General features: G+C 75.0%; 4 protein-coding genes. 3 read left to right on the plus strand and 1 reads right to left on the minus strand.

Features of this window, described 5'->3' with window-relative positions; translation table 11 throughout:
- The first annotated feature begins 22 nt into the window (after positions 1-22).
- Both ABD345_RS07965 and ABD345_RS07970 read left to right on the plus strand, forming a co-directional pair.
- Complete coding sequence (locus ABD345_RS07965; protein WP_344551328.1) at positions 23-1,600, plus strand: aldehyde dehydrogenase family protein; 1,578 nt, start codon at positions 23-25, stop codon at positions 1,598-1,600.
- Between the two features lie 292 nt (positions 1,601-1,892).
- Positions 1,893-6,830, plus strand: a complete 4,938-nt coding sequence (locus ABD345_RS07970; protein WP_344551181.1) for an NAD-glutamate dehydrogenase — start codon at positions 1,893-1,895, stop codon at positions 6,828-6,830.
- A gap of 220 nt (positions 6,831-7,050) precedes the next feature.
- Here ABD345_RS07970 and ABD345_RS07975 read toward each other — a convergent pair whose 3' ends face one another.
- Positions 7,051-9,759 carry an FtsK/SpoIIIE domain-containing protein gene (locus ABD345_RS07975; RefSeq protein WP_344551182.1) on the minus strand — a complete coding sequence of 903 codons (2,709 nt, stop codon included), beginning with the start codon at positions 9,757-9,759 and terminating at the stop codon, positions 7,051-7,053.
- Between the two features lie 340 nt (positions 9,760-10,099).
- Between ABD345_RS07975 and ABD345_RS07980 the strand changes: the two genes are divergently transcribed.
- Positions 10,100-11,896 (plus strand): serine/threonine-protein kinase, encoded by a 1,797-nt coding sequence (locus ABD345_RS07980; protein ID WP_344551183.1) that lies wholly within the window; start codon positions 10,100-10,102, stop codon positions 11,894-11,896.
- Positions 11,897-11,999: the final 103 nt, after the last annotated feature.

Raw genomic sequence — 11,999 nt, forward strand, 5'->3', positions numbered from 1 at the left:
GGAGCACCCCAGCACCATGCCGATCGACGCGGTCACCACCCTTCCCGTCCCCGTCCGCGAGACGCCCCGCGAGTACGCGCCGGGCAGTGCCGAACGGGCCCGGCTGGTGCGGAGACTGGACGAACTGGCCGGGCGGCACACCTCGCTGCCGATGGTGATCGGCGGGGAGCGCCGGCTCGGCGGCGGCGAGCGGACGGAGCTGGCGCAGCCCCACCACCACGCGGCGAAGCTCGGCGTGCTGGGCGCGGCGACGGCCGCCGACGTGCGGGCCGCGGTGGACGCGGCGCTGGCGGCGGCGCGGGAGTGGCGGGAGCTGTCCTTCGACGACCGGGCGGCGGTGTTCCTGCGGGCCGCGGACCTGCTGGCCGGGCCGTGGCGGGAGACGCTGGTGGCCGCGACCATGCTGGGCCAGTCGAAGACGGTGCGGCAGGCGGAGGCCGACGCGGCGTGCGCGCTGGCCGACCGCTGGCGCGGCGACGTGCACGCGGCCCGGCGGCTGCTGGCCGAGCAGCCGTCCTCCGGGCCCGGCGGGTGGAACCGGGCCGACCACCGGCCGCTGGAGGGCTTCGTCTGCGCGATCACCCCGGCCGACTCCACGGCGGACGCCGGGAGCCTGCCGACCGGGCCCGCCCTGCTGGGCAACACCGTGGTGTGGAAGCCCGCGCCCGCCCAGACCCTGGCCGCGCACCTGACGATGCTGCTGCTGGAGGAGGCGGGGCTGCCGCCGGGGGTGGTCAACCTGGTCACCGGCGACGGGCAGGCGGTCGGCGAGGTGGCGCTGCGCGACCCGGCGCTGGCCGGACTGCACTTCGCGGGTTCGGCCGCGGCGTTCCGGCGGCTGTGGCGGGAGATCGGGGTGAACGTCGCCCGCTACCGCGGCTTCCCGCGGCTCGCCGGTACGACCGGCGCCGGCGGGGACTTCCTGCTCGCCCACCCCTCGGCCGATCCGGCGGCGGTGCGCACCGCGCTGCTCCGCGGCGCCTTCGAGCACCAGGGCCAGGGGCGGTCGGCGCTGTCCCGGGCGTACCTGCCGCGCGGCCTGTGGCGGCGGATCCGGGACGACCTGCTGGGCGAGGTGGACGAACTGCCCGTCGGCGACGTCACCGACCTGGGCAACTTCATGGGCGCGCTGATCGACGAGCGGGCGTTCACCGCCGCCGTCGACGCGATCGGGCGGGCCGGGGCCGACCCCGGGGTGCAGCTGCTGGCGGGCGGCCAGCACGACGGCGCGATCGGCTGGTTCGTCCGGCCCACCGTGCTGCTCGGCGGCACCGACCGGTACGGCGGGTGCGCGGGGCCGCTGCTCGCGGTCCGGGTGTACGAGGACGCCCGCTGGGAGGAGGCGCTGGAGCTGGTCGCCGCCGACGTCCCGGACGCCCGGCCGTCCGGCGCGGTGTTCGTGCGGGAGCGGCCGGCGCTGGCCCGGGCGGTGGAGCGGCTGCGCTTCGCCGCAGGGGACCTGCGGGTCAATGGGGAGCCGTCCGGCGGCGGCGCGGCGGCCCCGGACCCGGGGTGCTGGACGTCCGCCCGTTCGATCGGCGAGGCGTTCACCCCGCCGACGGACTACGTCCACCCGCACATGGAGTGGTCACCCGAATGACGGACACCCCAGCTGGGAGGCGTTGGACAAGGTGTCCAGGAAGACCCCTTCCTCCTGCGGGATTGCTCCTCCGTGTCCCCTGACACCTTCGTTTCGTCAGGCTAGGCTGACGACGTCGCCGGTTATCGGTCAGGCAGGCCAAACGTGCTGTCGTACCCGGGCGGAACGCGACTCATGCGTGCCTTGAGCGCTTTTCACCCCTCGTGTACGGGAGGATTGCCGACGGGGCCCGGCGGTGCACCCACAGCCATCACCGAGTCACGCAACGGCGCGCGACAGGAGCCAAACAGCCATGCAGACCAAGCTGGACGCAGCCAAGGCCGACCTGCTCAGGAAAGCAGCAGCAGCCGCTGAGAACAGCCAGGTGGGGGGAGCGGCGCCGGGGGAGGGCCTGAGCAACGGTGCTCTGGCCGCTTACCTGCACCACTACTACCTCCACACCGCCCCCGAGGACGTGATCAACCGGGACCCGGTGGACGTGTACGGGGCCGCGGCCTCCCACTACCGGCTGGGCCTGAAGCGCCCGCAGGGCACCGCCGAGGTCCGGGTGCACACCCCGACCGTCGAGGAGAACGGCTGGTCCTGCGGCCACACCGTGGTCGAGGTGGTCACCGACGACATGCCGTTCCTGGTCGACTCGGTCACCAACGAGCTGAGCCGGCTGGACCGGGCCATCCACCTGGTCGTCCACCCGCAGCTCGCCGTGCGCCGCGACATCACCGGCAAGCTGCTGGAGATCCTCGACACCGACGCGTGCAACCGCGCCCAGGCGGCCGGCACCGAGTGGCCCGCCGACGCCGTGGTCGAGTCCTGGATGCACATCGAGATCGACCGCGAGACCGACCGCGAGGACCTGCGCACCCTGGAGGCGGGCCTGCGCCGGGTGCTGGGCGACGTCCGCGAGGTCGTCGAGGACTGGTCGAAGATGCGCGACTCCGCGCTCCGGCTGGCCGACGAACTCGCCGAGGAGCCCCCCGCGCACCTGCCCGAGCAGGAGGTCGGCGAGGCCTGGGAGCTGATGCGCTGGCTCGCCGACGACCACTTCACCTTCCTCGGCTACCGCGAGTACGACCTGGTCGAGCACGAGGGCGAGGAGGTGCTCAAGGCGGTCGCCGGCACCGGCCTGGGCGTCCTGCGGGCCGACCCGCTCAGCCACGACACCGACCACCACCCGGTCTCCGAGGCGTTCGGCCGGCTGTCCGCCCCCGTCCGCGCCAAGGCGCACGAGAAGAAGCTGCTGGTCCTCACCAAGGCCAACAGCCGCGCCACCGTGCACCGCACCGCGTACCTCGACTACGTCGGCGTGAAGAAGTTCGACGCGGCCGGCGAGCCGGTCGGCGAGCGCCGCTTCCTCGGCCTGTTCTCCTCCGCCGCGTACACCGAGTCGGTCACCCGGATCCCGGTGGTGCGCCGCAAGGTGCAGGAGGTCATGAACGGGGCGGGCTTCTCCGGCGACAGCCACGACGGGCGCGACCTGCTCCAGATCATGGAGACCTTCCCGCGCGACGAGATGTTCCAGACCGCCGCCGCCGAGCTCCAGTCGATCGCCACCAGCGTCCTGTACCTCCAGGAGCGCCGCCGGCTGCGGCTGTTCCTGCGCCAGGACGAGTACGGCCGCTACTACTCGGCGTACGTCTACCTGCCGCGCGACCGCTACACCACCCGGATCCGGCTGGCCCTCACCGAGATCCTGAAGACCGAACTGAGCGGCGACACCATCGACTACACGGTGTACGCCACCGAATCGGTGCTCACCCGCCTGCACTTCGTGGTCCGGGTCGCCCCCGGCGCCGAGCTGCCGCAGCTCTCCGACTCCGACGTCGAGCGGATCGAGAACCGGCTCGCCGAGGCCGCCCGGTTCTGGATGGACGGCTTCAACGACCAGCTGGGCACCGAGTTCGGCGAGGAGCGCGCCGCCGAGCTCTCGCACAAGTACGCCACCGCCTTCCCCGACGGCTACCGCGCCGACTTCCCGCCGCGCACCGCCGTCGCCGACCTCAAGCAGATCGAGTCGCTCAGCGGCGAGGGCGACTTCCGGCTCAACCTCTACCAGCCGGTCGGCGCCGGCGACGACGAGCGCCGCTTCAAGATCTACCGGGTCGGCGGCCCGATCTCGCTCACCGAGGTGCTGCCCGTCCTGCAGCGCCTGGGCGTCGAGGTCCTCGACGAGCACCCGTACGCGCTGCGCCGCACCGACGGCACCACCGCCTGGGTGGTCGACTTCGGCCTCAAGCTCCGCGAGGGCACCGACCTCACCGACGAGGACCGCGAGCGCTTCCAGGACACCTTCTCCGCCACCTGGTGCGGAGAGGCCGAGAACGACGGCTTCAACGAGCTCGTCCTCACCGCCAAGCTGACCTGGCGCCAGGCCGTGGTGCTGCGCGCCTACGCCAAGTACCTGCGCCAGGCGGGCTCCACGTTCTCCCAGGACTACATGGAGGACGCGCTCCGCAACAACACCCACACCACCCGGCTGCTGGTCAACCTGTTCGAGGCCCGGCTCTCGCCCAGCCACCGGTCCGGCAGCGAGGAGCTCACCGAGGGCATCCTCGAAGAGCTCGCCGGCGCCCTCGACGAGGTCGTCTCGCTGGACGAGGACCGCATCCTGCGCTCCTTCCTGCACCTGATCAGGGCCACCCTGCGGACCAACTTCTTCCAGCACGACGCCGAGGGCCGCTGGCACTCGTACGTGTCGATGAAGTTCGACCCCAAGGCCATCCCCGACCTGCCCGCGCCGCGCCCCGCCTTCGAGATCTGGGTGTACTCGCCCCGCGTCGAGGGCGTCCACCTGCGCTTCGGCAAGGTCGCCCGCGGCGGCCTGCGCTGGTCCGACCGGCGCGAGGACTTCCGCACCGAGATCCTCGGCCTGGTCAAGGCCCAGATGGTCAAGAACACCGTCATCGTGCCGGTCGGCGCCAAGGGCGGCTTCGTCGCCAAGCAGCTGCCCGACCCGTCCCTCGACCGGGACGCCTGGCTCGCCGAGGGCGTCGCCTCGTACAAGACCTTCATCTCCGCGCTGCTCGACATCACCGACAACCTGGTGGCCGGCGAGGTCGTGCACCCCCTCGACGTGGTGCGCCACGACGAGGACGACACCTACCTGGTGGTCGCCGCCGACAAGGGCACCGCGACCTTCTCCGACATCGCCAACGGCGTGGCCGAGCAGTACGGCTTCTGGCTCGGCGACGCGTTCGCCTCCGGCGGCTCGGCGGGCTACGACCACAAGGGCATGGGCATCACCGCCCGCGGCGCCTGGGAGTCCGTCAAGCGCAACTTCCGCGAACTCGGCGTCGACACCCAGTCCGAGGACTTCACCGTCATCGGCATCGGCGACATGTCCGGCGACGTGTTCGGCAACGGCATGCTGCTCTCCGAGCACATCCGGCTGGTCGCCGCCTTCGACCACCGGCACATCTTCCTCGACCCGAACCCGGACGCGGCGGCCTCCTTCGCCGAGCGCCGCCGGCTGTTCGACCTGCCGCGCAGCTCCTGGGACGACTACGACAGGTCGCTGATCTCGGCCGGCGGCGGCGTCTACCCGCGCTCCGCCAAGTCCATCCAGCTCTCCGCGCAGGTCCGCGAGCGGCTCGGCACCGACGCCGCCAAGCTCACCCCCGCCGAGCTGATGAAGGCGATCCTGCAGGCCCCCGTCGACCTGTTCTGGAACGGCGGCATCGGCACCTACGTCAAGTCCTCGGCCGAGACCAACGCCGAGGTCGGCGACAAGGCCAACGACGCGATCCGGGTCAACGGCGGCGACGTCCGCGCCCGGGTGATCGGCGAGGGCGGCAACCTCGGCTGCACCCAGCTCGGCCGGATCGAGTTCGCCTCCAGCGGCGGCCCCGAGGGCACCGGCGGCTGGATCGACACCGACGCCATCGACAACTCGGCCGGCGTCGACACCTCCGACCACGAGGTGAACATCAAGATCCTGCTCAACCAGGTGGTCGCCGACGGCGACCTGACGGTCAAGCAGCGCAACGCCCTGCTCGCCGAGATGACCGACGAGGTCGGCCACCTCGTGCTGCGCAACAACTACGCGCAGAACGTCGTGCTCGCCAACGCCGTCGCCCAGGCCGCCAGCATGGTCAACGTGCACTCCCGCATGATCAACCGGCTGGAGGCCAACGGACAGCTCGACCGGGCCCTGGAGTACCTGCCCACCGAGAAGCAGATCCGCGACCGCCAGCAGGCCGGCCGCGGCCTGTCCCAGCCCGAACTGTCGGTGCTGCTCGCCTACACCAAGATCACCCTGGCCGACGAGCTGCTCGCCACCGACCTGCCCGACGACCCGTACTTCCGGGACGTGCTGCACGCGTACTTCCCCAGCGCGCTGCGGGCCCGGTTCGCCGAGCAGATCGACCACCACCCGCTGCGCCGCGAGATCATCACCACCCTGATCGTCAACGACACGATCAACCGCGGCGGCTGCACCTTCGCGTTCCGGCTCCGCGAGGAGACCGGCGCGACCATGGAGGAGATCGCCCGCACCCACGCCGCGGCCCGCGCGGTCTTCGGCCTGGAGCAGATCTGGGACCAGGTCGAGCGCCTCGACAACCAGGTCGCCGCCCGCGTCCAGACCAAGATGCGGCTGCACGCCCGCCGCCTGGTCGAGCGCGCCACCCGGTGGATGCTCAACAACCGGCAGCCGCTCGACATCGCCGACACCATCGCGTTCTTCCACGACCGGGTCAACCAGGTCTGGGACGCGCTGCCCAAGCCGCTCACCGGGGAGGACCTCGCCTGGTTCGAGTCCGTCCACCGGGAGCTGTCCGCGGCCGGCGTCCCCGACGAGCTCGCCACCCGGATCGCCGGACTCTCCTCCGCCTTCCCGACCCTCGACATCGTCGGCGTCGCGGACCGCTCGGACACCGACGTGATGGAGGTCGCCGAGCTGTACTACGACCTCGGCGACCGGCTCCAGATCAGCCACCTGCTCGACCGGGTCATCGACCTGCCGCGCACCGACCGCTGGTCCTCGATGGCCCGCGCCGCGATCCGCGAGGACCTGTTCGCCGCGCACGCCGCCCTCACCGCGGACGTGCTCGCCGCCGGGCCCGCCGGATCCAGCCCCGAGGAGCGCTACTCGGCCTGGGCCGAACTCAACGGCACCCTGCTCAGCCGGGCCCGCACCACGCTCGACGACATAAGGGGTTCCGGCAACTACGAGCTCTCCAGCCTCTCCGTCGCGATGCGGGTGATCCGCACCCTGCTGCGCAACGGGCGCTGAGGGCAGGCCCCTTCAGGGGCTCGGGGAACGGCGAGTCGATGCTGCGCATCGGCCCCGTCAGGGGCCCGGGGAACGGCGGGTCCGTGCTGCTGGTGGCCGGAGCCCATCGGAGGTTCGTGCTGCTGCGTGCAGTGACAGGAACCGGAAGCCGATGCGCGCTCCGGCCGTGCACCGCCAGCAGACCGGGGCTCGCCGTTCCCCGAGCCCCTGTTTTCGCCCCCTAGGAGCTCTCGGTGGCCCGGCGCAGCGCCGAAGCGAGCAGCGCCAGGTCGGTGGGCCCGTTGCCGAGCTCCCGGACCGGCCGCGGGGAGGGCGCCGCGCCGTGGTCCTCCAGGCGTTGGACGACGACGGTGGGGCGGAGCGTCGCGGTGCGGGGGATGCGCCCGCTGACCCGGGCGCCCTGGAAGGCGGTGACCGCGCCGTCCGGGCGGCGGAGGTAGCCGCGGCCGGGGGTGCCGGCGGGGAGGGCGGCGGCGTCGGGGAGGTGGACGAGCAGGGCGGAGTCGCCGGGCTGCTCGGTGCGCAGGGCGATCCGCAGCTGGGCGGCCTCGTCGACCTCGGTGCCGGCGGTGCTCTCGGGCGAGCCGGTCGCCGCGATCACGTGCACGCCGAGCCGGGCGCCGTGCACCGCGACGGCGGCGAGGGCGCGGGCCAGCGGGCGGCCGCCGGGGGAGGCGGGGCCGAGCAGCGCGTCGTAGTCGTCGACCAGGACGACCAGCCGGGGCGGGGCGGTGTCGGCCGGGGGCGCCTCGGGGGAGCGGCGGGGCTCGACCACCCGGACCTGCGCGGCCGGGTCGGCGGCGGGGCCGCCGACCAGCGCGGGGGTCCTGGCCAGGGCCCGCCGGGTGTGCCACTCGGTGAAGGTCAGGCCGTCGAACAGGGCTTCGCGGTGGGCGAGTTCGTCGGTGAGGCGCTCGGCGGCGAGCAGCGCGCCGCGCGGGTCCTCGGCGGCGTTGACGTGGTCGGTGACGTGCGGGAGGTCGGTGCAGCCGGCCAGGCCGCCGTCCTCCGCGCGGTCCCCGTCGACGGTCAGCAGGGCGAGCCGGTCGGGGCGTTCGGAGACGGCGAGCGACGCGGCCAGGCTGCGCAGCAGTTCGGACTTGCCGGAGCCGGCGCCGCCGCCGATCAGCAGGTGGTCGCCGTCCTCGGCGAGGTCGAGGGTGCAGTCCTCCTCGCCGGCGGCGGTCCGGGCGGTGCCGAGCAGGGCGGTGGCGCCGCCCGCTCCGGCGGGCAGCGCCTGCCAGCCCTCGGCGAGCCGGGCGGGGGAGAGCGATTCGGCGCGCAGCAGGTCGAGCAGGCGCAGGGCGTCGGGGAGCGGGCCGCGCGGCGGCGCCCCGGCGTCGGTCTCGGCGAGCGGGGCCAGGGTGCGGGCCAGCCGCTCGGCCCAGGCGGGGGAGACCGCGTCGAGGGCGATGTCGGTGAGGCGTTCGCGGCCGCCGGCGGCGGGGCGCTCCAGGGTGAGGCGGGTGGAGACCTCGCCGGTGACCAGGCCCAGCGCGCCGAGGCCGGTGGGGAGCTCCTCGGGGGTCTCGGCGAGGCAGAGGACGAAGACGCCGGCCGCGGGGCCCTGGCGCAGCAGCAGGCCGAGGGCGTGCCGGCCGGCCTCGGTGCCGACGTCCCCGTCGACCAGGACGACGGTGGCGGGCGGCCCGGCGGTGGCGGCGGCGAGCTCGGTGAGCCGGGCCTCGGCCTGTTCGGGGCCGAGACCGTACAGCAGGCGGCAGGCCTGGCCGTGGGCGGGGCGCAGGTGCGGGAGCCACTGGGCCCAGGCCCAGTCCTCGGCGGGCCGCTCGGCGCTGACCACGACCAGGGCGAGGCCGCTGGGCGGGTGCAGGGCGGCGAGCTGGGCGAGGGCGGCGCGGGCCAGGCCGGTGAGGCGGTGCCGGGGGCCGGCCAGGCCGAGGCTGCCGGCGGTCTGCAGGTCGAGGGTGACCGGGACGGCGGGCAGCAGGCTGCCGGGCGCGGCGCCGGGGCCGGCCGGCAGGTCGGCGGTGCCGAGCCGGAGGGTGAGCGCGTCGGGGTGGTCGGGGCCGCGTTCCCAGAGCCGGGGGCCGGTGCCGAGGGCGGTGAGCAGCAGGGCGGCCGGGTCGGGCCAGCGCTCGCGCTGGTTGGCGGCCTGGCGCAGCCGGGCGGCGTCGTGCCGGCGGTCGTCGTCGGCGGCGGGCGGTTCGGCCTTGCCGCGGCGCAGCCAGCGGCCGCCGCGCCCGGTGGCGGGGGCCTCCGGGTCCGGGCCGGTGCTGGGGGGCGCGGCGGGGCGGCCGGGGGCGGTGCGGGCGCCGGTGCGCGGGGCGAGCCGGATCCGGCCCTCGCCGTCGGGGACGGTGGGGCGGGCCGCGGTGCCTTCGGCGCGGGCGAGCTGGAGGGTGGACTCGCCGATCCGGAGCAGGGCGCCGGGGGCGACCTCGGCGCTGCCCTCGGGCAGCCACTGCTCGTCGAGCCGGGTGCCGTTGGTGGAGCCGAGGTCCTGGACGGTGGCCCGGCCGTCGGCGGCCAGGTGCAGGGAGAGGTGCAGGCGGGAGACGTCGGGGTCGTCGAGCGGCACGTCGGCCTCGGCGGAGCGGCCGATCCGGATCCGTTCGCCGTGCAGGCGGTGGACGCCGCCGGCGTCGGGGCCGCCGACCACCCGCAGTTCGGCGGCGGGGCGCTCGTCGGCGCCCTCGGCGTCCGGGTCGGGTTCGCCGAGGGCGAGCACCGCGCCGTCCACCAGCGGGGGGTGGCCGAGCGGGGTCTGCTCGTCCAGCCGCCGTTCCCCGTCGTAGAGGTGGACGTGGGTGGCGGAGCGGGCGCCGCGGACGCCGACCGCGCCGGCCAGGGCGGTGGCGACGGCACCGAGCACGGTGCCGGCCGGCGCGGTGACCAGTACGTCGGCGGCGGTGCCGGGGCCGGCCGGGCCGCTGCGCGGTCGAAGGACGGTGAGCCGGATCTGCATCTCGCCCGGGGTCCCTTCTGCACACGTGTGGTGCGTGCCATCCTGCCACTCGGGACGGACAGTCCGCGCACGGTACCGGATTTGACGATCTTGCGATCATCGCCATGGTGAATCCGACGGTGGGTCAGGTCAAGGAGCGGCCGCCACCGGGCCGCCCGACCGCGCGCGGCCCGGCCGGGGAACACCCGGAAACCCGGTCGGACACCGTTAGAGTTGCCGAAAATACGGGAGCCCGCCCGGCCGGGCGGACTCCCCAGGCCCCGGCGCCGTTCACGGGAACGGGGGAGTGCCGGAACGCGGCCCCGGCAGCGGGCGCCGGGTGACCGAACGGAGTGCACAGGTGCGGCCTGTCGGCAGTAAGTACGTGTTGGAGGAGGGCCTCGGGCGCGGCGCGACCGGTACGGTCTGGCGCGGCCGGGTGCGCGAGGACGCGGCGGTGCCGGGCCTGGTGCCCGGGCAGGCGGTCGCGGTCAAGGTGCTGCGCGAGGAGCTCGCCGCCGACCCGGACGTGGTGATGCGCTTCCTGCGCGAGCGCTCCGTCCTGCTCCGGCTGTCCCACCCGAACATCGTCCGCACCCGCGACCTGGTGGTCGAGGGCGAGCTGCTCGCCCTGGTGATGGACCTGGTCGACGGCCCCGACCTGTACCGCTACCTGCGCGAGTCCGGCCCGCTGTCGCCGATCGCCGGCTCCCTGCTGATGGCCCAGATCGCCGACGCGCTGGCCGCCAGCCACGCCGACGGCATCGTGCACCGGGACCTCAAGCCCGCCAACGTGCTGCTGGCCACCCTCGCGGTGGACGGCGACGAGCGGATGCACCCGATGCTCACCGACTTCGGCATCGCCCGGCTCGCCGACTCCCCGGGCATCACCCGCACCCACGAGTTCGTCGGCACCCCCGCCTACGTCGCCCCCGAGTCCGCCGAGGGCCGCCCGCAGAGCGCCGCGGTGGACGTCTACGGCGCGGGCATCATGCTGTACGAACTGGTCACCGGCCGCCCGCCGTTCCGCGGCGACAACCCGATGGCCGTCCTGCAGGCGCACCTCGCCCAGGAGCCGCAGCGCCCCGGCAGCATGCCCGAACCGCTGTGGACGGTGGTCGAGCGCTGCCTGCGCAAGGACCCGGCCCAGCGCCCCACCGCCGTCTCGCTGGCCGAGGCGCTCCGGGTGGTCGCGGCCGGCGTCGGCGTGCACGCCACCCCGGCCGCGGTGGACGCCGCGCTGGCCGTCGGCGACCTGCTGGTGCCCGACCCGGCGCTGGCCGCCGCCGCCCCCGCGGCGCCGCACGACGCCACCCTGGCCGGCGGGTACGACCCGGCCGCCGCGACCCAGGTGATGGCGCACCGGCCGGCCGTGCCGGGCGCCGAGGACCGCACCCAGCTGATCGCCCCGCCGCCGGCCGTCCCGGCCGCCGAGCGCACCCGGATGATGCCGCAGGTGCCGCCCGGGACCGAGCAGCCCCCCGCGCAGCCGGAGGGCCCGCACCCGTGGCAGACCCAGCTGCGCGCCGCCCGGGACCGCAACGCGCAGACCCGGATCGGCTACTTCGAGCCGGAGGACCTGGGCGAGCCGCAGGTCGCCCCGCACCCCTACCAGGCCGGCCGGCACCCGCAGCAGGGCCCCGGCGGCCGCCCGCCGGTCGCCCCGCCGCCGTACCAGCAGCAGGGCGGCCGGCCCCCGCAGGACGGCCGCTACGCCCCGCAGCAGGGCCCGTACCAGCCCCAGCACCCCCAGCGGTCGCCGCAGCAGCAGTACCCGCAGCAGGGCCGCCCGCCGGTCGCCCCGCCGCCGTACCAGGCCCAGCAGCAGCCCGGGCCGCCGCCCGGCCACGACGGCCGGCCGCAGGGCTACGGCGCGCCGCAGCGCCGGCCCGAGCCCGCCCCGCCGCGCCACCAGGAGCCGCCCTACCGGGAGCCGGAGCCGGCCCGCGAGGCGCCCCGGGAGCGGGAGCCGCGGCGGCGCAGCCCGAACCGGATGCGGATCCCCGGCCTGGGCTGCCTCAAGGGCTGCCTGCTGGTGCTGGTGGTGCTGGCGCTGGGCTGCCTGGCGCTGTGGAACTTCACGCCGCTGCCGCACTACTGGGACAACGTGGTCGGCTGGTACCACTCGGCGAGCGACTGGGTCACCAGCCACACCTGACGGTGGAATTGACGGTTTGTCGACAATCCCGCGAAATTCCACCGGATCGGTACCCCTCCGGGGGCCCTCCGGCGCCCCCGGAGGGTCCGCGGGCGCGTAGGTT

The organism is Kitasatospora saccharophila (assembly GCF_039529925.1).
Classification (GTDB): domain Bacteria; phylum Actinomycetota; class Actinomycetes; order Streptomycetales; family Streptomycetaceae; genus Kitasatospora; species Kitasatospora saccharophila.